The organism is Paenibacillus dokdonensis, assembly GCF_004916975.1.
Lineage (GTDB): Bacteria > Bacillota > Bacilli > Paenibacillales > Paenibacillaceae > Paenibacillus_AQ > Paenibacillus_AQ dokdonensis.
On the sequence record NZ_STGQ01000001.1, the window covers coordinates 1,146,931 to 1,170,241 of the forward strand.

General features: G+C 47.5%; 19 protein-coding genes. 11 read left to right on the forward strand and 8 right to left on the reverse strand.

From position 1 onward, the window contains the following. Positions 1-22: 22 nt before the first annotated feature. The 8 genes from E6W40_RS05200 (at position 23) to tdh (ending at position 11,239) form a co-directional block, all read left to right on the forward strand. Positions 23-1,144, forward strand: coding sequence for a glycosyltransferase (locus tag E6W40_RS05200; protein ID WP_136604512.1), 1,122 nt, complete (start codon positions 23-25; stop codon positions 1,142-1,144). Then, a complete protein-coding gene (locus E6W40_RS05205) occupies positions 1,141-2,412 on the forward strand; it encodes a glycosyltransferase family 4 protein (protein ID WP_136604513.1) in 1,272 nt (423 codons plus the stop codon). The genes E6W40_RS05200 and E6W40_RS05205 overlap by 4 nt, the downstream gene beginning before the upstream one ends. A 2-nt stretch (positions 2,413-2,414) precedes the next feature. Continuing rightward, the gene (locus tag E6W40_RS05210; RefSeq protein WP_136604514.1) at positions 2,415-3,815 is read left to right on the forward strand and encodes an O-antigen ligase family protein; all 1,401 of its coding nucleotides are present in this window, start codon (positions 2,415-2,417) and stop codon (positions 3,813-3,815) included. Between the two features lie 26 nt (positions 3,816-3,841). Further along, the gene (locus E6W40_RS05215; protein WP_168928828.1) at positions 3,842-5,359 is read left to right on the forward strand and encodes a right-handed parallel beta-helix repeat-containing protein; all 1,518 of its coding nucleotides are present in this window, start codon (positions 3,842-3,844) and stop codon (positions 5,357-5,359) included. Between the two features lie 97 nt (positions 5,360-5,456). After that, the gene (cps2T, locus tag E6W40_RS05220) at positions 5,457-6,692 is read left to right on the forward strand and encodes a beta 1-4 rhamnosyltransferase Cps2T (protein ID WP_136604516.1); all 1,236 of its coding nucleotides are present in this window, start codon (positions 5,457-5,459) and stop codon (positions 6,690-6,692) included. A gap of 54 nt (positions 6,693-6,746) precedes the next feature. After that, entirely contained in the window at positions 6,747-7,967 is a 1,221-nt protein-coding gene (locus E6W40_RS05225) for a hypothetical protein (RefSeq protein ID WP_136604517.1), read from the forward strand. A 64-nt stretch (positions 7,968-8,031) separates the two neighbouring features. Then, a complete protein-coding gene (locus tag E6W40_RS05230) occupies positions 8,032-10,014 on the forward strand; it encodes a right-handed parallel beta-helix repeat-containing protein (protein WP_168928829.1) in 1,983 nt (660 codons plus the stop codon). Positions 10,015-10,138: 124 nt separating this feature from the next. After that, complete coding sequence (gene tdh, locus E6W40_RS05235; protein WP_136604519.1) at positions 10,139-11,239, forward strand: L-threonine 3-dehydrogenase; 1,101 nt, start codon at positions 10,139-10,141, stop codon at positions 11,237-11,239. Positions 11,240-11,462: 223 nt separating this feature from the next. Here tdh and E6W40_RS05240 read toward each other — a convergent pair whose 3' ends face one another. The 4 genes from E6W40_RS05240 to E6W40_RS05255 all read right to left on the reverse strand — a co-directional run bounded on the left by E6W40_RS05240 (position 11,463) and on the right by E6W40_RS05255 (position 15,054). Next, on the reverse strand, positions 11,463-12,467 hold the full coding sequence (locus tag E6W40_RS05240; RefSeq protein WP_136606837.1) for an ABC transporter ATP-binding protein: 1,005 nt from the start codon (positions 12,465-12,467) through the stop codon (positions 11,463-11,465). Positions 12,468-12,507: 40 nt separating this feature from the next. Continuing rightward, positions 12,508-13,308 (reverse strand): ABC transporter permease, encoded by an 801-nt coding sequence (locus E6W40_RS05245; protein ID WP_136604520.1) that lies wholly within the window; start codon positions 13,306-13,308, stop codon positions 12,508-12,510. Continuing rightward, positions 13,305-14,081, reverse strand: coding sequence for an ABC transporter permease (locus E6W40_RS05250; protein WP_136604521.1), 777 nt, complete (start codon positions 14,079-14,081; stop codon positions 13,305-13,307). Before E6W40_RS05250 ends, E6W40_RS05245 begins: the two co-directional genes overlap by 4 nt. 148 nt (positions 14,082-14,229) lie before the next feature. Then, entirely contained in the window at positions 14,230-15,054 is an 825-nt protein-coding gene (locus tag E6W40_RS05255; RefSeq protein WP_136604522.1) for a hypothetical protein, read from the reverse strand. A gap of 373 nt (positions 15,055-15,427) precedes the next feature. Here E6W40_RS05255 and rhaD point away from each other — a divergent pair, with 373 nt between their 5' ends. From rhaD to E6W40_RS05270, 3 genes are all read left to right on the forward strand, one after another. Continuing rightward, the gene (gene rhaD / locus E6W40_RS05260; protein ID WP_425464934.1) at positions 15,428-16,252 is read left to right on the forward strand and encodes a rhamnulose-1-phosphate aldolase; all 825 of its coding nucleotides are present in this window, start codon (positions 15,428-15,430) and stop codon (positions 16,250-16,252) included. Between the two features lie 309 nt (positions 16,253-16,561). Next, positions 16,562-17,821, forward strand: coding sequence for an MFS transporter (locus E6W40_RS05265; RefSeq protein WP_136604523.1), 1,260 nt, complete (start codon positions 16,562-16,564; stop codon positions 17,819-17,821). Positions 17,822-17,955: 134 nt separating this feature from the next. Continuing rightward, complete coding sequence (locus E6W40_RS05270; protein WP_136604524.1) at positions 17,956-19,380, forward strand: NAD-dependent succinate-semialdehyde dehydrogenase; 1,425 nt, start codon at positions 17,956-17,958, stop codon at positions 19,378-19,380. A gap of 67 nt (positions 19,381-19,447) precedes the next feature. On the opposite strand, the gene E6W40_RS05275 is transcribed toward E6W40_RS05270, so the two are convergent. From E6W40_RS05275 to E6W40_RS05290, 4 genes are all read right to left on the reverse strand, one after another. Next, positions 19,448-20,623 (reverse strand): foldase protein PrsA, encoded by a 1,176-nt coding sequence (locus E6W40_RS05275; protein WP_136604525.1) that lies wholly within the window; start codon positions 20,621-20,623, stop codon positions 19,448-19,450. 197 nt (positions 20,624-20,820) lie between these two features. Continuing rightward, the gene (spoVAD, locus tag E6W40_RS05280; RefSeq protein ID WP_136604526.1) at positions 20,821-21,831 is read right to left on the reverse strand and encodes a stage V sporulation protein AD; all 1,011 of its coding nucleotides are present in this window, start codon (positions 21,829-21,831) and stop codon (positions 20,821-20,823) included. Positions 21,832-21,838: 7 nt separating this feature from the next. Further along, on the reverse strand, positions 21,839-22,321 hold the full coding sequence (spoVAC, locus tag E6W40_RS05285; RefSeq protein WP_136604527.1) for a stage V sporulation protein AC: 483 nt from the start codon (positions 22,319-22,321) through the stop codon (positions 21,839-21,841). Between the two features lie 15 nt (positions 22,322-22,336). Beyond that, the gene (locus tag E6W40_RS05290) at positions 22,337-23,197 is read right to left on the reverse strand and encodes a DUF421 domain-containing protein (RefSeq protein WP_136604528.1); all 861 of its coding nucleotides are present in this window, start codon (positions 23,195-23,197) and stop codon (positions 22,337-22,339) included. Positions 23,198-23,311 lie beyond the last annotated feature (114 nt).

A 23,311-nucleotide genomic window follows, 5' to 3' on the forward strand; every position in this document is an offset into this window, starting at 1 on the left:
GGGGAGAGGGGAGGTTAACAATATGAAGGTACTTTACCAAACCAGGTATAATATCTTCACGCGCAAAGGCGGAGATACGGTTCAAATCCTTAAAACCAAGGAATTCATCGAAGGCAGATTCCCGAATATCCAAATAGACATCAACAGCGACCCTAAGGCTGACTTGTCTTCATATGACCTCGTACATATATTTAATATGCTGCGACCACAAGAAACCATTCTGTTTCTGGAAAATGCTAAGGCCCAAAACAAAAAAGCCGTATTGTCCACCATTTTCTGGAGAAGCACGGAATTTGAGAGACAGGGGCAGATGGGTCTGCGGAAAATGGTTAATCGGCTGATCAGCTACGATGGAATGGAAAGATTAAGGGGGCTATACCGCTATTATATTGACGGTGAAAAGCATGAAGGGACTTCAAGGCTGATCCGAAAGGGTTATACGAGATTGCAGCGTGAGATTCTTGAACAGGCGGATCTCCTTCTTCCGAACGGAGAGGGCGAGATGGAACTCATTCAAAGTATCTTTGAGCCCCGGATGAGCTTGAATTATTTGGTGGTTCCGAATGCCATAGATGCAGGAATTTTCAAATATGATGCGGATTCGCAGCGGGATATCGTTCTATGCGTAGGAAGATTCGAGCCTCGCAAAAACCAACTGAACCTGATCAAGGCTTTCAATGGACTTCCTTACAAGCTGGTATTGGCGGGGCGGGCCCATGAAACGCAACAGAAGTATTTGAAAGCGATGCAAATGGCTGTTCAAAACAATAATGTCGAAATTGTGGATGAGGTTGATCACGGTGAGCTGCAAAAGCTGTACAGCCGTGCCAGGGTCCATGTCCTGCCCAGTTGGTATGACACTCCGGGATTAGTGTCGCTTGAAGCAGCGGTCAGCGGGTGCAACATTGTGGTTACAACGAGGGGAACGACGAGGGAGTACTTTGGAGACGATGCTTATTATTGTGAGCCAGGGAATATCGAAAGCATCCAAAAGGCAATTATTGACGCCTATAACGCGCCTTACAATCAGCGGCTGGAGACTAGAATCATTTCCGATTTCACTTGGGAGCAAGCGGCGGAACGAACCGTGGATGGCTACAGGCTGCTGCTGAGCCGGGAAGAGCAGGAGGTGGGCGCAGGATGAGGGAGACTCTTATTGTCATCTCGGATTACGTAGAAGGAGAGCCGGTAGTCGCGTCGGTCCGCTTTGCGGGACTCATGGAACATTTTCGGGAGCAATACGATCTGATCGTCATTCATGACGGGAAATATGGTACCGGCGCCAGCAGGTATGCAGTCGAAGACTATCCCTATGTAACGATGGACAGCGTCCTTACCCAATCGATGAAAGGGGATACGGATGCAAATGAGCGGGGCGTATTCGGCCAGCTTGCCGAGAATCTGCTCCGCAATCCGTGGACCTTGTCCGCATGGAGGAATTACAAATACAGCAAGTTTAAGTTTGATCGGATGAATGCGGCGCTTTATGCGCAGCTTGACCTGATTCTCACGAACCGGACGATCGGGGCTGTCTTTGTCACCGTACCGGATGTTTACGCGTTATATATTCTCGATTACATCAAACGCAAGTCGCCGCATATGCAGGCGGTCATTGAAATTCGCGATATCATCAACCACAGCATCGGCAAAGGCAACCCGAAGTATGTATTCAGGCAAGCCGAACAGATGATAAGCAGGCTTGCGGACGGTGTCATTGCCGTTTCAGAAGGGATTTACCAGCATTACCGGATACGGAATCCGCAGAAGGAAATGGAGCTTATCACAAACGGATACGATGAGAATTTATTCAAAGATTCCGATTTTATGCGTTTAAGTGGGACTTCAGAATCTATTTCGTTAGTACATATCGGATCAATTTATAAAGGAAGAAATGTTGGAGCTTTGATGGATGGCCTGGATTTATTTTATCGGCAGACAGGTATTGCCGTTACGCTTCATATCGCGGGGCTGCTTGACCGTCAGGCTGTAGAGGATATCGACCGTACGGAGTATTCAGAGCCGGGGGTTCGGATTCACATATATGGAAGTATGGAACACCACAAAGCCGTACAACTGCTGAAAGCAGCAAATGTTGCCGTAATTCTCACGCATACCCGCGGAAGCGGCTTTGCCATCCCGGGTAAAACTTTCGAATATATCGGTGCTTGTAAGCCGATTCTTGCCGTGTCCGAAGATCAGGAACTGATATCACTGGTTCAGGACCGTTATGGAGAATGTGCCGGGCATGATCCGAAGGCGATCGCAGCCTCACTCGGACAACTGATCAAGAACAGCTATGATTTCTCAGGCAGGCACAAGTATTCGAGAAAATTACAGGCAGAGCGTATTCTTGGGTTTCTGGGCCATATTACGCTGGACGGTGGAATTAATATGATAGGCAAAGAGGTTTGAGCATGCTGATTTTAATGCTTATATTCATACCGGTGATGCTGGCGGGACTGGTTGCAGCCGTGAACATTCTACCGAATAGAAGGAAGACTGTTATGCCGGTCTGCCTTTTGATGTTAGCGATGGTGAGCAGTATACAGCTGAGTCTCGGCTATCAGGACGTCTATCTGGATGTGACGGTTTTCGTTCTGTTCAGCGTGGATTTGTCGCTACTGGTACATTTAGTGTTCAAGAGCAAATACCAGTCTATTAAAAAAGACAATGAAATCCGAAACAAATTTCAACTTGTGATAATTTCGTTTGCTGTTATCCTTTTGTTGATTACAATACAAGGCTCAACCCTTGAAATCACGGAAATCGGTCTGCATATCTATTATATCAATCTGTACTTTAATCTGCTGCTTCTGGCGTTACTATTTTATTTACTCAGTAAGCTTGAAGCTCAAACATCTACGATTTTACTCTGTATCGTTGGTTTTTCGGTCTGTAATTCCTTACTTGGGCTGCTTCAATATGCTACGAACAAATCGCTTCTTTTATTTTCAGCGGAGGACTCGATCAATTATTACGAGGGAGTCAAAATCGCCAAGCGTGTCGTGGGCTTTGTCGGAGCGAGCAACGGTGCCGGCAACCTCGGCGCGATTTTGTTCCCTGTTCTGCTGTACTATTTCATACAGAAAAAAAGCTTGTTCAGCCTGGCAGCCGTATTGCTGAATACCGTTTTCCTGTTCCTTACCTTTACCCGCATCGGCTATCTGTCCGTTAGCATACAGTTCCTGATATTTCTTTTTTATGTGAGAATGGGAACCCGTTACCGGCTGCTTAAGAAACTGGGGACGATCTTCGTCGCGGTCTTCGCGGCCGTGCTGGCGTACCAAATCTTTTATGATCAGCTGTTCCGAATCTTATTCCTGGACCGGGGAGATACCGAGTCCCACCGGTTCGTCCAATTCAATATGGCTTTCCGGTTGCTGAAAGAACATGCTTGGTTCGGACTTGGCGCGGGACAGTATGTTCCTTACATGCAGACGTATCATGGCATTGACGATATTGCCCTGCATTCGCAGTTTATCAATGTTCTTGTTGAACAGGGAATCTTCGGCTTTATCCTTTTTTTTCTCGTGTATGCAGCCCTATTTATTTGGAGTCTTGGAAAATACAAAGGGGAGAGATGGTTTCCGGCTGCGCTGTTTCTCGGCAACTTCATCGTTGTCAATTTTAATCCGAACCAATATTACAGCCTCTGTACCTATACTTTTTTTATGATTGCTTTTGGACTTGTCTTTGCCCGGAGAGATACTTTTCCACGACATTCGATTGAGGAAAATAGACCTTTGGAGACGGCAAATTACCCGAAGCCAAATGACCATAGCACCAATATAATGCAAGTGAATAAGGGGGCATGATTATCCGGAAAAAGGAGGTGCCTTTGATGGCTGACATCACAGGTGCAAATGTAAGGCTTTATGGGGCCAAGGGGGATGGATTGGCAGACGATACGCAGGCTTTTCAGAAAGCGCTAAACAGTATCTCGCAGACAGGCGGAACGCTGGTTATTCCTGATGGAACTTATAATGCGAATATTACAATCACTACCTCGAATGTGTATATTACCGGGACAGGAACTCTGAATGGATGCATTAACCTGTATGGCACACCTACCGCTAATACCGACAGGTTCGCAGGCACAGGTAATGTGAAAATAGACGGGATTACCATTCTGGGAGCAAAAACGAGAAACGGGATAAACTGCAGATGGTATTACGGCGTTCTCATTGCGAGTGTCCGATTCATCAACTGTCTCAAGGCCATTTATTTTGAAAAAGTGAACAAAACGCAGCACTGTTCGCGTTACACGATAACTGGCAATCAGCTGATTGATTGCAATTACGGTCTTTACGTCGATTATACGGCTCCTGACGACGGTGGCACGCATGTGGTCGGGGACGTCAACTTTTCCAACAATATGTATGAGTCCAGAACCAATGTCCAGGGGTCATTCAGCAACATATTTCATATTTGGGCCAAGGGAATTGACGGACTCGTATGTAAAGGAAACACATTCTTTTTTGGTCATACGGGGTTTGAGAAGACGAATATTTATATAGAAAATTTTAACTGGGTCATTATAGAAGGCAACCATCTGTTTGAAGCTGTGGACAGTGCAGTGATGGCGAAGGATGGATTTAATCTGGTTATTGCCAATAACAACGTAGCCTGGTCCAAAAGATACGGCGTTTTTATCTCGGGGGTCGTTGGAGGCATTGTGAACGGCAATAATCTGACATGGAAATCGGGCGAGGACATCCAATCCACCGGAATCTACATCGAGAACAGCCCTTATTTCATCGGCAACATTTCCAGCAACAATATCTTTTTTCCGGGAATTTATGCGATTCAGATTAAGAACAGCTCCCTAATCAATATTACTGGCAATAACGCCCGAAGCCAATATGGTAAAAATCAGCCTGTAAAAATCGACTCGCCGGCCAGCTGCACCTCTATCAGCGTGACTTCAAACCAATTCACGAATTATCCCGAATCCTCATTAAATACAGATTATTATTCCGTTAATCCGGTCAGTACCATTTATTTCAGCGGCAACACGGAGGGCGTACCTTCGGTTCCGATCAAAGGCGTTTTGTCGCAGGAGTATACGGCATTTACGAATAATGCTTCCGCGGTCGATATTTCCAATCTTACGCTTGCCGTTTTTGCCTATTCTAAATCAACCGTTATCACTCAATTGACGAAGGAAAACCTGTCCGAGTCTTTGCCGCGGATCGTCGTCATCTATTCCTACACAGGTAATTTGAAAATATCGAGGCAAATCCCCAACGTTAAATTAAAGGGGAGCAGCTCTTACGTGACCTTTCCAGCAGAATCCAGCATGACCTTGTTGGTATACGGATCGCAAATCATCGAGATTTCACGGAATTTCAGCGTATAAGATCACATGTAAACACCGGATTAATCGGACCCTGCGGGGTCTTTTTTTTCGTGAAATGCTTTTCTTTACAATACAATTCATGGAAGAGGTAAAGGGAATGACAAAGCATATATTTATTATTGGTTCCAAAGGAATCCCTGCCCGGTATGGCGGTTTCGAAACCTTTGTTGAGCAGCTGACAGCGAGGAGAATGAATAAGGAGATCCGTTACCACGTTGCCTGCCTGTCGGATCAAAGCGGGGAGTTCGAACATAACGGCGCCCGCTGCTTTCAGGTCCAAGTGCCGAAGGTAGGCAGTGCTCGTGCCGTTCTGTACGACCTTCAAAGTTTGAAAATCTGCATTCGATACATAGAGCAACATCAGCTGACGGATTGCGTGATTTATATATTAGCCTGTCGAATCGGGCCTTTTTTTTATCCGTATAAACGAAGGCTTGAAAGAATGGGAGTCACCGTATTGATAAATCCGGACGGGCATGAATGGAAGCGAGGCAAATGGAATACGTGGATCAAACGATACTGGAGGTTATCGGAGAGGCTCATGGTCAAACATGCTGACCTTCTTGTCTGTGATTCCAGAGGCATCGAGACATATATTCAGAGTGATTATGCAAAATATCGCCCAAGAACGACATTCATTGCCTATGGCGCAGATCTCACACCATCGACAACGAGCTCAAGAGACCTTGATTTATTGTTGTGGATGGAGACACATGGCATTAAACCGGGCGAGTATTACCTGGTCATAGGGAGATTCGTACCCGAGAACAATTACGAACTGATCATCAATGAGTTCATGGCGTCCGATACGACAAAGGATCTGGTGATCATCACTGGTGTCGAACAAAATTCTTATTTTGAAGAATTGCTTCAAAAATGCCATTTTGATCTGGACGCCCGGATTAAATTCGTAGGAACCGTATATCAAGAACAGCTTCTGAAGAAAATCAGGGAACTTGCATTCGGTTACTGCCACGGGCATGAAGTGGGAGGGACCAACCCCTCCTTGCTTGAAGCCCTGGCGTCAACCAAGCTGAACCTGCTGTATGACGTGGTATTTAACCGTGAAGTCGGAGGAGATGGCGCGGTGTATTTTTCGGCCGAGCCTGGTTCGCTGGCAGCCCGGATTCACGAGCTGGACCAATATGATGATATCAGGATAAAAATACTGGAGACCAAAGCCAAGGCAAGAATATCCAGGGAATATACCTGGGAGAGGATCGTTAAAATGTATGAACATTTATTCCAATCTTTTGAGTTGTTTCAAAAAAAGCCGCAGCGTGCGCGAAGCTTTACAGGATATTTCAGGGAGAAGCTGAAGCAAAGCCAGTGAACGGTTAGAATGCGATAAAGAATAGAACTATGAATATGGGGTAAGTGAATTCATATGGAAATCATATATGCTATGGTTTATGTGCTGCATCAGGGAATTACGGCTAACCTGGATTTGTTCTATTTCTTGTCGATTATTCTGATCTTGAGGGATATCATCCAGCGCAGAAAACTGACATTAAAGACAGCAGGATATGTCTATTTCGTTATTCTTTACGCATTTCTGCAAATTGTCGTAAACGAACAAATTGATATGGGACGGCTCGCAATCAACATCGCCAAGCTTTTTCTGAATGTGATGCTATTCCTCCAAGTAAGAGAAATGAAAATGAACATGAGCTCCTTCAAAAGGATCGTCTATTCCGCATCCGTCATTAATCTGGCACTTCTGTGCATCGGTATGGTTCATAAGACGAAGCTGCTGTGGCGTTTAGATGATGATGTTAATCTGTATCAGAAGGTCCGGTTGGCTCTATTTTATGCAGAACCAAGCGAAGCGTCTTTTCATGTATGCATTCTGCTCGTGATTTTGGGCATGTTTGTATTGAATGAAACCCGCCTCAGACGCAATCTCGTGAATTTTTTTTTCATGCTGACCAATGCTTTAATCGTTATCGTCTCCGCGGGAATGGGCGGAATGCTCAGTCTCGGGCTGGCTTTCGTCGTGATGTACCTCTGCTATTTATGCGATAGAGTAAGTATCCAGAAGCTCCTCTTGACGATACTGCTTATTTTGACAGGCACGTTGGCGGCGGTTTGGTTTGTGATTAGCAATAACAGCTTCTATATGAGGTTAAACGATATTCTAAGTGGAACGGACGGCTCCGTATTTTACCGTTTCAACGTTAGTGCCCGGATTATGGAGCAGATTCTTGTCCATTCGAGCTACATTGGAACCGGGCTGGGGAACTTGAATACGGATGCGGTCCAGAATGCTTACTACAGCCAGGGACTGGTGGGGGTTATTGCCAATTCTTTTATGTACGTTATCGCCGAAGGTGGTATAGGGGTGATACTCCTGCTTTTAGTATTCCATACCATGTTGGTGATGAGAATTCAGAGGCACGAGATAATTTTCAAATCAGGATTGCTGACTTTCATCCTCGTTTATCAGGTCGCTGGCGGTTATTTCACCAATCCAGTGAACTGGATTATTTATGGCTTGGTTGCCAATCAAACGCTCCTTCGAAAGCAAACTGCGGTAAAGCCGAATATCTTCAACCCGCCTATCCCTAAAATTAATCAGAATGACTACAGCAAACAAGAAATCGTCTGAATAGTGTAGTAATGCTATAAGACTTCACAAGTTGATGATGGATTGGACAAGGAGGTTGAATAAAATGGCTGACAGTATCCCGTTTGTTACGGTAACGGACCCCGCGCGGCTCGGGGATGAGGTGGCAAAAATGAAATTATCCGGGGGAGGAGTTCTTGTTCTTCCGGGCGGAACCTATCCAGTAAGTTCGGACCTTACCATTGACCCGAGTATTACGCTGAATTTCATGAATGGAGCCAAACTCAACATTGCGGCAGGGAGAACGGTGAACTTGAACGGAAAAATCGAAGCCGGAATCTCGCAGATTTTTGCCGGCGACGGCCAAATTAAGGGTACCCCTCAGGTCAAGGAATTCTATCCGCAGTGGTTCGGTGCACTTGGAAATGGAAAAAATGATGACACGAAGGGAATTCAAAACGCGATTAATATCGCGACTTCTGTTGGCGGAACGGTCGTTTTCCCCCAGGCATCCTATACCGCAGGCACCATTTATTTGAAGTCCAATGTGCGGCTTTCCGGTGAAAAAGGGGCCGTGCTACAAAACGCATCTTCTTTTCCGGATACGCTATTTACAGGCAGCGGCATTTCGTCTTTTGAAATCGAAAACCTGGAAGGGAAAATCAGCTTTGACATCAGTTCAAGCTCCGATTTTATTATCCAGCAGCTGCATGTGTCTGAAAATGCCGGAAACTGGGCCTTTACAGCATGCACAAACGGCATGATTCTGAACAATCAGATCATGAACACCAAAAATGTGACCGAACGGATCATCTATTTAAGCGGATGCACGGACATGCTTGCTCAAGGCAACCGGATCAAGAATAAAACGCTGTTCAACAATGTGGAAGGAAATTTAAACACCGGCATCAATGCATCTTCTTCAAAATATTGCCGCATCATGAACAACCATATTGAAAACTGTGGCGGACAAGGCATTACGTTTGATACGAATATCGGCATCACCTCGGCTGCCGACCGGAAATGTTTTAGTAACCTGGCGTCAGGAAATATCGTCATCGGAAATGGACAGGAAGGGATCACAGCGTTTTCCTCAAACCAATTCGAGACGTACGACATTACGATATCGGGCAATATTTGTATCAATAACCGTTATGACGGCATCGAAATATGGGGTGTAAGGCAGTGCATCGTGGAAAGCAACAGCATCAGTGCGCCAGCCATCAAGGATTACAGCTTCGGGGCTATTAATATATATGCTTCCAAGGATATTATCGTCAGCGGGAATGCAATCGACAATGTGCCCACCTCAGGCATCGCCACCGTGAATGGTTCGAATTATCCGGAACAGAAATGCTCGAACATTATTTTGACTAATAACCGCATTCAAAACTGGAATTACCAGGATATGAACCCGGCAACAAACCATGATCAAATCTGCGGCATCAATTTGTTTGGAGCGGATTTCACCGTTGTACAGGGCAATCTGTTTCTCGATACCCGCGCAGGCAGGAAGTATGGGGTCAAAGCCATATCGGTTGTACAAGGACGCCATCACATCCAAGGTAATGTCAATCCTAATAATCTTGCGGTGGATGACCATGTTGAATCTGATATGACTTGGGCAGGAAGACAGATTGCCGAGAGACTGCCCATGCTGAGAATGTCTCAGCTGCAGGGGGATATAAACAATGGCAGCCTATCTGGCATAGACCCGGGCTCCGTGTGGTATAACGCCAACAAATTCGCACTTTTCTTCAAAGGATATGAAAAAGCCATGCTGACCCCGATGATCATTGATGAAAGCAGTACCTCAGGATTTCCATCCGCGGATTATGCTCCGGGATATATGCAGTATCAACTGCAGACCGGGCGTCTCTTTTTCCGCGGCAAAGCAAGCAGTTCCAGCGGTAAATATACCGAGGTGGTTTTGAAGGATAAGTTCATTAATTTAAAGAGAACGACTGAAGTAACAAAAAAACCGGTAGAAGGCGACACGTATTATGATCCGACGAAGAAAAAACCGGTTTTTTTCGACGGAACGAATTGGAGGGATTACGCAGGCAACATCGTCAGCGTGAATCCGTAGATAATGAGAACGGACTTGAATTGATACAGAGAGCTATCTGAGTTGCTCCTGCTGATGTCAGTTCTTTTTTTTGTCTATGCGTTGTCGCTTAATCATATCAAATTCATAAGAAGGTGGCGTATCCATGAAAAAAACCATGACCGGGCTTGTCAAAGAGCATCGCGCTCCCGGCGCAGTATATAAAGAAGTACCTATTCCTGAGATCGGTCCGGATGAAGTTCTTGTGAAGGTAAAAGCAAGCTCTATCTGCGGCACCGATGTACATATCTATAATTGGGATCAATGGGCTGAGAAGTCGGTTGTGACCGGAAACGTATTCGGACATGAATTTGCCGGTATCGTCGTGGAGACCGGGGAACAAGTCGAAAAGATACGGGTCGGAGATCATGTATCCGCCGAAGGTCATATGGTATGCGGTACCTGCAAAGCCTGCCGTACGGGAAATGCGCATGTCTGCCATCATACCCGCAGCTTCGGAATTACCGCACCGGGATGCTTCGCGGAGTATGCGGTCGTTAAGGCAGGCAGCATTATTCAAAACGATCCGGATATGCCTTATGAGCTGGCTTGTCTGCAGGATCCTTTAGGCAATGCCGTACATACGGTTCTTTCCGGAGACATTGTTGGCAAATCTGTGCTGATCGTTGGGGCGGGGCTGATTGGACTCATGGCTATATCGGTAGCCAAAGCCTGTGGTGCAGGCTTGGTCATGGCAGCGGATATTCATCCTTACCGGCTTCATATGGCTCACCAGATGGGGGCGGATATTGTCATCAACAGCATGAACGCAAACTTGCCGCAGGTAGTCTGTGATATTACGGGAGGTGAGGGGGCGGAAGTCGTACTAGAAATGTCGGGTCATCCGGAAGCGATCCGGGATGGCTTTGAAGCGGCAGCTCGTGCAGCCCGTGTCTCGCTGCTCGGTATTCCTACCCGCGATGTGCCGATGGATCTCGGGCAAATCATCTTCAAAGGCATCCGGGTGGAGGGGATTACCGGCCGCCGAATGTATGAAACCTGGTACCAGATGAAGGGGCTTTTGCGCAGCGGAAATCTGGGGCTGGACAAACTCGTGACACATACCTGTTCGCTGGACCGCTTTGAGGAAGCTTTTGAACTGATGAAAAGCGGCGCTTGCGGCAAAATTGTGTTTCTGAATGAGCTCAGCAACCATTTCGAGTCTGTGCAGGGGAATCCTTTTCATCAAAAGCTGCTGCATGTGTGATGACAAAACAGGGAGCGTGCTGCAAAGACCTCATGGATCATTGGCACGCTCCCTACGTATAAACACAAACCCTTATTGAATATCATCGTTAGACGACACTCCACGAACAAATCATTCCTTCCATCGCTGTTGTCCCCGAGATTTCTGAATGTATAAGTAACGGGTGAATCTCGGGGACAAAGGCGGCTGCTGCCGCTTGTACGGAACTGATTGGTCCGCTCCCTCAATAAACCCGGTGGATGACATCCTCGAAATCAGGCTCCTCCATATGAATATCCGCTACCTCGCCCCAGCCGCTGATCAGCCGCAGGATGTCCATCGCTTTGACCTGCTGCCTATTCGCTTCGATATGTACCTCACGGTTATTTGCTTCAACAATACGGAATGTATGGTCTGCATCAAGAGCGACTTCAATCGGAAGAACGAGACCATCTGGAACAGGGAGCTGATAGGCCCCATTGAACGTAACCCTAATGAGCGTAGGAAGTCCGATCCTATCCCGCAGATTTTCAATCGATCCCTCGTAGCTGAGTTCCCCATGATTGATGACCATTACCCGTTCACACAGCTGCTCAATGTCATCCATATCATGGGTGGTGAGCAGGATGGTTTTTCCATACTCGCTGTTCAGCTTTTTTAAAAATCCGCGTATGCTGCGTTTGGCTGTCACATCAAGGCCTATGGTCGGCTCATCCAGAAAAAGAACATCCGGATCATGCAGCATGGAGGCTGCGATATCGGCGCGCATGCGCTGTCCCAAGGAGAGTTTGCGGACCGGCGTAAGCCAAAACTCCTTCAGAACCAGCAGCTCCCCGAGCTCTTTGAGCCTCTTTTCCTTATCCTGCGCAGTTACTTTATACATATGGGCCAGGATATCATAGGAATCTTTTACCGGCAGGTCCCACCACAGCTGGCTCCGCTGGCCGAAAACGACTCCGAGACGTTTGGCAACCTGCCGCCTCTGCTGATGCGGATTCACTCCGTTTATTTTCACTTCTCCTGAGGAAGGATGGAGAATGCCTGTAAGCATTTTGATCGTGGTAGATTTGCCGGCCCCATTCGGGCCGATATAACCGACAAAATCTCCTTTGTGAATCGTGAAGCTGATATCCTTCACTGCTTCCTTCATCCGGTATTCCCGGGTAAATAATGTGCGGAGACCGGCGAAGCGGCCCTCTTTGACTACAGGCGTCCGAAATTGTTTGTTCAGTCCGCTGACCTCAATCATTGGTTGTGCATGACTCATTTCTTTTATATCCCCTTTCATTCTAGCTTCCTGTACTTTGATAGCGTGTTAGTCCGAACTTCCAAAACTTCAAGCCCAGGTAGAGAAAGAGACCGGCTAGAGGCGCAATACCATACACCAGCCATGAACCGTATTCACCACGCAGAATGAACAGGGAAGGAACATAATTGACGAACCCGACCGGAATCACAACGAGCAGGATGGACCGCAGCCAGGAAGGATAGAGTATTAACGGGTAACGGACCGCTGTTTGCGCTGCATCCTCCGTAAGGGTTTGAAGCTCGTTAATCCGCGTGATCCAGAAACCGACCGTAGCTGTCGCGAGACCGATGGAGAAAAGAATTATGGCTCCGGTGAAAATAACAAACACCGTATAGGGGAGGGCGATCCAATGAATCTGACCGCTCGACATGAGTCCATGCATAGACCAGTAGAGAATCGCCCCTCCCTGGAGCAGTTCACCCGGCATCAGGCGGATGTTTTGCGACATTAGGGCCATCAGTATAGGGACCGGACGGGTAAGCAGCTGATCCAGCTCACCTGTCGTCAGGTAGTTTTCCAGATGGTGGACATCGCTTGCGAAGGTGCGATACAGCGTTTTGGACAGAGTCATGACGGCAAAAAGATACCCCACTTCATACAGTGACCAGCCTTTGACCGCGCCGAATTTGTTCAGGACGATCGCAATCATCAGAAATTCCGCAATCTGAATGACAGCAGCGAGTACTGTACCCAACATGAAGTTGAGCTTGTACTGCATCCGGCTCCGGATACTTGAACGGATGAGAACAGCATATAGATCAAGCCAATATTTGATGCTCATCCGCCCTGCACCTCCACTTTTCGTCTAACGATGACGGTAACGAGCAGGCAGAGCAGTGTGAAGACGATGCACCATGCCAAGGAGCCTATCAGGCTGGCCGACTGGTCGTAGCCGAGATAGATCCGGGTAGGCACATACAGAAGATAGGGATAAGGAGACATCCAGCTGATCGTCTGCAGCCAAGACGGCAGCCATTCCACCGGAATAAAGAAACCGGCGAGAAGATTGATAAGCGCATGATTAACCCAGTACAGCCAGCTTGATTCGGTTGTCCAAAGTGAAGTGGCGCCAATGATGTAATTCATGCAGATGGACATATAGGCGGCAGAGGCCAGAGCGATCAATGAATACAGCAGCGTTGTCCAGTGGGTTGGCAGGGTAAGTGAGAACAGGAGCATATACAAGAGATAGATAGGAAGAGACTTGTATACAAATTGATAGGCGATCTGTCCCCATTCCCTGCACATGCATAAAACAAACAAATGGACAGGACGCATTAAATCCAGCGAGATTTGTCCTGTCCTGACTGCTTGCGGAATACCGAGCCCATTGGTAATAAAGCCGGATATCCACAGTGAAGCCTGTGTAAAAGCAATATAGCCGATCATGCCGTGCACTCCATACTCGCCAAGCGGGCGATCTTGACCAATACCGATCCAAATACAGGCGTAAAGATAGCCAAAAAGAGCGCTTGCGATGTTGTGCAGCATATGAGCGCCGCGATAATGCAGATTGCGGGCATACGCTTTTGAAGCCAAAGTGAAATAGAGCATTGTACACCTCCGATAAGTTCTGTGGTGACGAAATCCGTCAACTTCAGTCAAGGCGAACGAGTGAGAAGGGTTTCATCATACCAAAATCTGGTTGTAACCGCAATCAAAATTTTCGAAGGATATACATGCTCTATATCGACATTTCTACTTATGCAGAGGCTAGCTGGGTTTTGGCGGTTTGCAGGATGGTGCTGATCTGATTTTCCAGCGTGAGAATCTTTTGTTTTTGGGATTGAATTTGACGGAGCTGAGAGACCAAGGTATTCAGGTCATTATTAATTCTCTTAGCATCCCCGACCTTTATGGACTGGGTTACGCCTTTCCACATTGGGCTGACATTTTTATTTAAGATGGTTGCCGTACTTCTTTCAGCCTTGATTTTAATACGGAGCGGGTCGGCACCCGCGAGGATTGCCCGGATATTTTTCTGCGACGCCGTTTTTTTGGTTTTGGCGGAAGCAAGCGCCTGCTCCTTGTTTTTAATATCCGCTTTTGCAATTTGCACAGCAATTTTCATCGTATCGGCTTGAGCTTTCAGGACGGAGGTTAGCTGCTTGTTCTTGAGTTTGTTGGCTGTTGTGATCTGCTGGTTGAGCGCTGTATACATGGATATAAGAGGTTTGTATTTGTCTTTGGCCTGTTTGACCGCCTGATCAAGCTTCGCGATCTTGTCCGCATCAATCACTTTGATCTGTTTGGTCAACGATGACTGCGCATCCTCATTCTTGTAATGAAGTGAACTGATGCTCTGGTCTGCCTGCTGAAGCTGGGATTGAAGGCTTGTAAAGGTACTGTACAAAGACCCCAGCTTGCTGCGGAGTGCAGCATCCGAGGCTGTGGCATGATCCACGGCGGCTTGCTGCGATGCGGACCATTGCATGGAGGCTGCGGAGTCTGCCGGAATGGAAAGAGTTAGAGACAGAGCGAAAATGAAAGGCAAGACGGCGGGAGCAAAGCATTTGAATGTTTTCATAGAAATTCTCCTTTACGCGAAAGTGGGCTGAGCTGATTAATGGATGCCATAAAACGCAAAAAACACCCGAAAAAGAAAGGCATGTATTGCCTTCTCTTACGAGTGCTTCAACGTAAGCGGATCATCGATTAAATTGATCATAATATATCGAATATGCCTATAACTGTCAATCCTGAAATCGTTATCTCATAATAAATGATCAGAAATAATAGGTCAACATTCATAAACGGACATAAAAAGTACATAAACAAATATAAAACAACATTATAATCTTTGTTTATGTTGACTACAAGCAGAGTCCGCTGTACGATGAGGGTGTAAAATACAGATTACACAAAAGGAGAGGCTTGCTGTGAGCACTTCAATGATGGAAATGACCCGGGATGTGCCTGCGCTTGAAATACCGTTTATCCGTGAGATGGCGGAAATCACGTATCATATGTGGAAGTTCGGCTGGGATGAGCGCAACGGTGGAAATATCAGCCGTATTTTGGATGAAGCGGAGGTCAGCCCTCATATAGATCTGAATGGAACAGGCCGCGTCATTACGTTGTCTTTTCCAGTTCCTGAACTCGCGGGCAAAATCTTTGTCGTGACCGGATCAGGCAAGTATTTCAGAAATGTGATTTCCGATCCGGGTATGAACCTTGGTGTTATTCGCGTGACAGCCGACGGAGAGCATGTCGATGTACTTTGGGGCTTTAACGGCAACACCTTCCCTACGAGCGAGCTGGCATCTCATTTCATGAGCCATATTGAACGTTTGAAAGTGGATCCCAATCACCGGATCGTCATGCACACCCATGCCACGAATGTGATCTCGATGACGTTTGTCCATGACTTGGATGAGAAAAAATTCACAAAAACACTTTGGCAAATGTGCACCGAATGCATTGTTGTTTTCCCGGAAGGTGTTGGCGTATTGCCGTGGATGGTACCGGGAAGCGCAGAGATTGGCCGGAAAACAGCAGAGAAAATGAAGGATCGGCGGGTTGTGATCTGGCCGCATCATGGCATCTTCGGCAGCGGCTCCACGATGGATGAAACCTTCGGACTGATAGAAACGGTTGAAAAGGCAGCTCAGGTGTATATGCTCACAGCAGGTCACGGCATCAAGCAGACGATAACCGACCAAGAGCTTGCTGATCTAGCAAAGGCATTCGGCGTAACACCCGCACCCCAAGTTCTTGAGGTTTAACTCATATAATATAGCTCTTCAAAACTAAAATCATAGCATAACGAAGCGGAGCTGCGCAGCAATTGCGAGGCTCCTTTTTTATGCCGGACAAGTCTTCCGGAGGTGTAACTATGACCCTAAAATATAACGTTTTCGGTTTCCCATTTCTACGTGAAGTTCCACAATTTTTTTTGTGAATCTAGGCTGGCTCAGCGTATTGACTTGGGTTCCTTTGCGAGTAGAATGTTGAGCAAAGAGAAGAAAAAGTTGGCATAAAAAGCGAAAAAAATGATTCATTTATTTAACTGTAGCTTCAAAGGAGAGTACATCATGATTTCATTGAGATCGAGGCAGCAGTATCAACGAAAGACGTCGGTGCAGCGGAAAAACTTGAAAATCGCCACCATGGAGGGTGTTCCCGCCGTAATGTTCCAAACCCTGCTCGGCGGACAATTCCTCACCGGCTTTCTGCTGTATCTCGGGGCAAATTCCAGCCAGCTGGGATTTGTACTCGCGATAACCACGTTTGTGAATATCGCCCAGCTTTTCGCCGCCTTTTTGATCCAACGGCTGAAGAGCCGTAAATGGACGCTGGTACTGTTCGTGGCGTTTCACCGGATTTTATGGGGAGGTACGGGACTGATTCCATTTCTGTTCCCCAAGCCGTACTGGGTGACGGCATTTATTATTTTGTATACGCTTGCGTTCATGTTCAACACCGTTGGAGGCATCCTGTGGAACTCGCTCATCAGCGATATCGTTCCGGCACGAGTGAGGGGACGTTACTTTGGTATCCGCAACACGATGCTGAACGCTCTGGGCACACTCGTGATGTATGCGGGTGGTGTTATACTTGACTATGAACCTGGCGGAAAAGGTTTTTTGATCCTGTACATCATTGTATGGGTATGTATTGCCGCAAACATCACGATGTTTTTCTTTTATCCGGATATGCCGTTTGAGCGTTCTTCCGAAAGCCGGTTTGTACCGATGCTGAAGAAACCGCTGAGAGACAGCTCCTTCCTGAAGGCTACCTTATTTTTGGGAGGCTTTCTGTTTTTGCAAAATCTGGTGGTGCCGCTGTATTCTTATGTCATGCTTCAGCTGCTGCATATCAACTATCAGACGCTGTCGCTGCTGAATGTCGCGCAGACGGTATTTATGATGGGCAGCTTCTACATCTGGGGTAATCTGAATGCACGCTTCAGCAATCGGCGCCTGCTGTTCTGGACACTGCCGATTATCGCACTTTCCTGTCTGTTATGGGGTCTATTGTCTGTCCTGCCGATGCTGCTTGTGCTGGCAGCTGCCCATATTATTTTCGGTATTGGGGTAGGGGGCTTTAACCAGCTGGCTTTCAATTTTATGATCGGGGATACGCCCAAGGGCGAACGTCCCATGTACATGGCGATGTATGCTGCTATCACAGGGGTTGCAGCCTTCTTCGGACCGCTCATTGGAGGCAATGTGCATGGGCTGATCCAGCATTGGCCGGTATGGACACAGATCTATGGGATGCAGCTTATTGTGGGCGTGTCCATGATAGCGGTGTCCTTGACCTTTGGACGGCGGATTTTGAAGGATGCATAGAATAGAGGTAAACTAAAATAGAACCGACTTCACAACTCTCTGGCCGGGCCAGGGAGTTTTTTGACGTGATTACCCGGATTAAGGGTATATTTTATAGAGTAGAGTAGTTCAGCAAAGAAAGGGTGACTTAAGGGATGTATATCCAGAAAATGTATATAAACGGTGAGTGGAAGGAAAGTCCGGAGAAAATTGACGTGCGGAACCCGGCGACCATGGAGATCATCGGATCGATCCCCAATGGCGGTGCTAAGGAAGCCTCGAGTGCGGTCGATGCAGCGTACGCCGCTTTGAAATCCTGGTCAGCGCTGACGGCGAATGAACGGGGTATGCTGATGATGAAATGGCATGCGTTAATAGAAGAACATACACAGGAGCTTGCGGAAATCATGACTACAGAGCAGGGCAAACCGCTGAAGGAAGCCGCAGGGGAAATTGCGTATGCCAACAGCTTCATCTCGTGGTATGCGGAGGAAGGTAAACGGGTCTATGGGCAAACGATACCTGCGTCTTCTCCGAATAAAAGAATATGGGTGCAAAAGCAGCCAGTCGGCGTCATCGCGGCAATAACGCCCTGGAATTTCCCGGCATCGATGATTACGCGCAAAATGGCACCCGCGCTTGCTGCAGGCTGCACCGTTGTGCTGAAGCCGTCGGAAGAAACGCCGTTCACCGCTTTGAAGCTGGCTGAGCTGGCGGAGCAGGCTGGAATTCCGGCTGGGGTCATTAATGTGGTGACTGGTGTTGCGGCTCCGATTGCTGAAGCCTGGCAGAAGGATGAGCGGGTCCGGAAGATTTCCTTCACGGGATCAACTGCAGTAGGTAAAAAGCTGATGCAGGGAGCCGCGGAAACCGTCAAAAAAATCTCTTTGGAACTGGGAGGGCATGCGCCGTTTATTGTCACCGCGAACGCTGACTTGGATAAGGCCGTGGAGGGTCTCATCGCTTCCAAATTCCGTAATGGCGGCCAAACCTGTGTATGTACCAACCGGGTGTATGTTCAGGGGTCTATCGCAGAGGAATTCGCCAAACGGGCTGCACGGCGCACGGCCGAGCTCAAAGTTGGCAATGGCATGGACGAGGGAGTAGACATCGGCCCTTTGATCAATGCAAAGGCTGTGGAAAAGGTGCAGCGGCAGATTGAGGATGCAAAGGCCAAGGGTGGCCAAATCTTGACAGGCGGGGAAGCATTTGAGGACGGCAAGGGCCACTTCATGAAGCCAACCGTCATCATGAACGCTACAGACGAAATGGAGTGCATGATCGAGGAAACCTTCGGGCCGCTGGCGCCCATTACCACGTTCCGTTCGATCGAGGAAGCGGTAGAGCGTGCGAACCACAGCCCTTATGGTCTTGCAGCTTATGTATTTACGGAACAGATCAAAGAGGCTCTGTACGTTGCGGAAGCACTGGAATATGGAATTGTCGGCGTAAATGACCCGCTTCCTTCTACAGCGCAGGCGCCGTTCGGCGGATTTAAGCAAAGTGGTCTCGGACGAGAAGGCGGCCATTTCGGTATCGAGGAATATCTGGAGATCAAATATATTTCGCTCGGACTTTAAGCTATAGCTGAACTCGCAATAAAAAACGGATGCATCCCAATCATGGGTGCATCCGTTTTTTTACATATTATTTGCTGCCGTCTGTTGTAGAGGAGTCCGTTTTGCTTGCGTCAGCGTCTTTTTTCTTTTGTTCTTCTTCAAGATTGTTCGTAATTTTTGCTTTCGCTTTAATGTCAGAGAGCCATGTAGGAGCTTTGGTCATGATAGCTTGGTAGATCAGCTGCTCCTTGATATCGGCTTTTTTCTCTTCCAGGGTTGCTGTGTGAGCTGCTTTGTAGCCAGTTCTCTTAATGATATGGTAGCCTGCGTCAGTTTTAATCACGCCGCTCAGCTCGCCATCCTTCAGCCTGAATGCTTCGTCTTCAAATTCTTTGTACATTTGGTTGCGTCCGAAGTATCCAAGATCACCACCGTTGGCTTTAGAACCTGGATCTGTGGATTTTTCCTTAGCCAGCGTTGCGAAATCCGCGCCGTCCTTCAGCTGTTTCAGGATCGCATCAGCTTCTTCTTTGGTAGCAACCAGGATGTGGGAGGCTTTCACCTGCTCTGGCGTATCAAAGGTAGCTTTGTTTTCGTCAAAATACTTCTTCACGTCATCGTCAGAGACTTTTACATCAGGCTCGATCAGCTTGCGCAGTTTAACCTGCATATCCATTTGTTTGTTGAACTCTTCTTTGGAGAGGTTGTTTTGTTGCAGTGCTGCTTCGAATTCTTCATCCGAACCATAGTTTTTCTTAATAAATGCCGTTTCTTTATCAATATCGGCTTGCGTTACCTTAATACCTTTTTTGTCAGCTTCCTGATTAACCAGTGTTTCAGAAATCATGCCGTCGAGTGTTTGTGTACCTCCGGCACTAACCAGTTCGCCGTAGAGCTTGTCCTTGGTAATTTTGTCGCCGTTTACTGTAGCAACAGCCTCGTTGTCTCCACCTTTGGCAAATGGAGGCTTGATCAACACGATGACCAGCACAATCGCCAGTACAAGGGATACGATCATCCATACTTTACTTCCCATTCCCGTTGCTGGGGATGGTGTCGGCGGCACTGCAGCTGATTTGGCTGGTGCTGCACTGTTTTTAGCAAGCATGGTAGGCACCGGAGTTTCCTTCTCTGTTTCTACAAAAGGCTCGTCCGATTTGTTTTGGTCTATTGGCTGTTTGTTTTGCTCTTGGATGTCCCCCGATTGTTCTTCCGGTGTGAGGCCTTCTTCATTATTCAATGTGTCTCTTTCTTTGTCTGACATTAAATCTAACTCCTCCTTTGATATGAACAATAACACTTATGCGTTTCACTTTACCAGATTCAGCACAAATAATCCTTAAGAAGAAATAAATTGTGTAGAAAAATTTTTAATGCAGTTTTAAGAATCAACAAAAAACAGGCTGTCTCCCAATCGGAAGATGGGAACAGCCGTGTTTTTTGTTATTCAGACGTTTTTTCTTATTTTTCGCGTTCGATCGATACCGCATGGGCAATACAAGGGATGGTCTCATTTTGCTGAAATGAAAGCGGGGAGAGCAAAGCGCCGGTTGCAACGACCAGAATCCGGTTAAGCTCGCCCCGGCGCATACGGTTCAGCAGATGGCCATAGGTGACAACTGCAGAACATGCGCAGCCGCTGGCTCCGGACTGTACGTTCTGGGTTTCGTAGTCGTATATCATCATCCCGCAGTCGGAATACGTTGTTTGATGCATCGGTACATTATGCTTCTTGAGCAGATCACAGGCGATTTCATATCCGACCTTCGACAAGTCCCCGGTTACGATCAGATCGTAATAGCCAGGTTCAATCTGAAGATCACGGAAGTGGGCCTCCATTGTGTCGACCGCTGCCGGTGCCATGGCTGCGCCCATGTTGAAAGGATCCTTGATACCCATATCTACGACGCGTCCGATGGTGGCTGATGTAACAAAAGGACCTTTTCCTTCCTGACCGATCACAGCCGCACCGGCCCCGGTAACCGTAAATTGAGCCGTTGGCGGTTTCTGAGATCCATATTCGGTCGGATACCGGAACTGCTTCTCCACGCTGCTGTTATGGCTGCAGGTCGCTGCCAACGTATGCTTGGCGCCTCCGGAATTGACGATATAAGCAGCCAGGGCGAGGCTCTCCATTGAGGTGGAGCAGGCTCCAAACAGGCCAAGATAAGGGATCGTCAGCGTACGGGCGGCAAAACTGCTGGAGATGATCTGATTCATCAGATCACCGCCGAAATGGAATTGAATCTGCCCTTCGGTCAATCCGGCATGCTGGATAGCCATTTTGGCCGCCTCTTCAAGGAAAGCCCTCTCGGCTTTCTCCCAGCTGTCCTGTCCGAGATATAGCTCTCCATGCACGATATCAAAGTCTTCAGCGAGCGGGCCTCTTCCTTCAAAAGGTCCGACCGAAGTAGCAGCGGAGAGGATGGAAGGCTTATTTTCAAACAACCAGCTTTGATGGCCTTTCAGCATATTCGGTTCAACCTCCTACAATATTGGGATCAAAGATAACGTAGGCGATGCCGACGGCAAACGCCGCGATCGTGCCGAATACAATGACCGGACCGGCGACCTTGAAGATGCTCCCACCCAATCCGAGCACGATCCCATCGCGCCGATATTCGATGGCTGCAGAGGCCATGGCGTTGGCAAACCCGGTAACTGGCACAGCCGTTCCGGCTCCGGCCCATTGGGCGATTTTATCGTAAATCCCAAAGCATGTCAGGATGACCGAGATGAGAATCATAACGCCAACGGTCGGACTTGCAGCTTCCTTGACGCTGTAGCCTCCAAAATGGACGAACATTTGCTGTACGGCTTCTCCCACAAGACAAATCAGCCCTCCGGTAAGAAATGCCCTGTACAGATTTTTAAAGGTAAACTTGCTTGGCTCACGTTTTTTAGCGAGTGCCTGATACTCCTGCTGAACAGGGGTAAGCTTCTTTTTCGCTTTACTGACCATGAAATCCAATCCCTCCTAACGTGTTAATAACGGCTTGACGTCAGAGATGACCTGTTCGAGCGAGATGGAGCATTGCTCATACATGGCTTTGGCCTCAGGCCGGTTTGTGGACAGTCCGAACATTTCAAGATCAGCCTGCAATTTTTTTAATTCAGCATACAGTGTCACTTTCAGCTGCGGCTGCGGTACTTTAATCTTGTCATCAAATAAATCGACGTAGAGCTGCCCATAGGCATCAACCTGCCCGACATATACGTTATCAAGCGACACGCCAATCTTCTCCAGCTCGGTATGGATCCATCGGCGGTTTAATCCCCGGGTTGCCAGTGGCTCGTCCATCACTTTTCCATCGAGGATGACCGTTTGCGCCTCTGACTCTGGGCCCACCGTGATACCGAGATGAGTAGGCGTGAATGGCTGATTTTCTTTTTTTAGCAGTACGTTGATTTCGCCGTTGGGCTCCATGATCGCAAATTCCACTTCGGCAACTTTAAAAGCACTCTTACTGCGCAGCTGCTCCAGAAGCTCTTCATTGGTGAGACGTTCCTTCTTTAAATTATCTTCCAATATTTTACCGTCTTTGATAAGGATCGTGCTTTTACTGTCGATAAAGTCGCGTGCTTTTTTGCTTTTGAGCTGCAGAAACTCAATTCCGAGCGATACGAGTACCCACACGGACAGTGAGATAATACCCAAATACCAGGTTCCTTTCACGTCCAGTGAAATGGTTGCCGCCAAGTCCCCGATCGTAATGCCCGTTATATATTCGAAGAAGGACAACTGGGAAATTTGTCTTTTGCCAAGCAGCCTGGTCAGTGCAAACAGCACAACAACGGATGCCAATGTACGGGTAATGACCTCAACCCATTCCGGCATTTTGCATAACCTCCATTTCAGTCTTAATAATCAAATTATTTACTTTCCCCAGGAATTTTATGAATTTTTTCATTCCATGCAGGTTAGATTAATTTTCGTACGCAAAGGAGGTGA

What these genes read in the sequence shown, in the direction of transcription:
- E6W40_RS05200 (WP_136604512.1), top strand. Translation starts at nt 23, where the DNA reads ATGAAGGTACTTTACCAAACCAGGTATAATATCTTCACGCGCAAAGGC.
- E6W40_RS05205 (WP_136604513.1), top strand. Translation starts at nt 1,141, where the DNA reads ATGAGGGAGACTCTTATTGTCATCTCGGATTACGTAGAAGGAGAGCCG.
- E6W40_RS05210 (WP_136604514.1), top strand. Translation starts at nt 2,415, where the DNA reads ATGCTGATTTTAATGCTTATATTCATACCGGTGATGCTGGCGGGACTG.
- E6W40_RS05215 (WP_168928828.1), top strand. Translation starts at nt 3,842, where the DNA reads ATGGCTGACATCACAGGTGCAAATGTAAGGCTTTATGGGGCCAAGGGG.
- cps2T (WP_136604516.1), top strand. Translation starts at nt 5,457, where the DNA reads ATGACAAAGCATATATTTATTATTGGTTCCAAAGGAATCCCTGCCCGG.
- E6W40_RS05225 (WP_136604517.1), top strand. Translation starts at nt 6,747, where the DNA reads ATGGAAATCATATATGCTATGGTTTATGTGCTGCATCAGGGAATTACG.
- E6W40_RS05230 (WP_168928829.1), top strand. Translation starts at nt 8,032, where the DNA reads ATGGCTGACAGTATCCCGTTTGTTACGGTAACGGACCCCGCGCGGCTC.
- tdh (WP_136604519.1), top strand. Translation starts at nt 10,139, where the DNA reads ATGAAAAAAACCATGACCGGGCTTGTCAAAGAGCATCGCGCTCCCGGC.
- E6W40_RS05240 (WP_136606837.1), bottom strand. Translation starts at nt 12,467, where the DNA reads ATGATTGAGGTCAGCGGACTGAACAAACAATTTCGGACGCCTGTAGTC.
- E6W40_RS05245 (WP_136604520.1), bottom strand. Translation starts at nt 13,308, where the DNA reads ATGAGCATCAAATATTGGCTTGATCTATATGCTGTTCTCATCCGTTCA.
- E6W40_RS05250 (WP_136604521.1), bottom strand. Translation starts at nt 14,081, where the DNA reads ATGCTCTATTTCACTTTGGCTTCAAAAGCGTATGCCCGCAATCTGCAT.
- E6W40_RS05255 (WP_136604522.1), bottom strand. Translation starts at nt 15,054, where the DNA reads ATGAAAACATTCAAATGCTTTGCTCCCGCCGTCTTGCCTTTCATTTTC.
- rhaD (WP_425464934.1), top strand. Translation starts at nt 15,428, where the DNA reads ATGACCCGGGATGTGCCTGCGCTTGAAATACCGTTTATCCGTGAGATG.
- E6W40_RS05265 (WP_136604523.1), top strand. Translation starts at nt 16,562, where the DNA reads ATGATTTCATTGAGATCGAGGCAGCAGTATCAACGAAAGACGTCGGTG.
- E6W40_RS05270 (WP_136604524.1), top strand. Translation starts at nt 17,956, where the DNA reads ATGTATATCCAGAAAATGTATATAAACGGTGAGTGGAAGGAAAGTCCG.
- E6W40_RS05275 (WP_136604525.1), bottom strand. Translation starts at nt 20,623, where the DNA reads ATGTCAGACAAAGAAAGAGACACATTGAATAATGAAGAAGGCCTCACA.
- spoVAD (WP_136604526.1), bottom strand. Translation starts at nt 21,831, where the DNA reads ATGCTGAAAGGCCATCAAAGCTGGTTGTTTGAAAATAAGCCTTCCATC.
- spoVAC (WP_136604527.1), bottom strand. Translation starts at nt 22,321, where the DNA reads ATGGTCAGTAAAGCGAAAAAGAAGCTTACCCCTGTTCAGCAGGAGTAT.
- E6W40_RS05290 (WP_136604528.1), bottom strand. Translation starts at nt 23,197, where the DNA reads ATGCCGGAATGGGTTGAGGTCATTACCCGTACATTGGCATCCGTTGTT.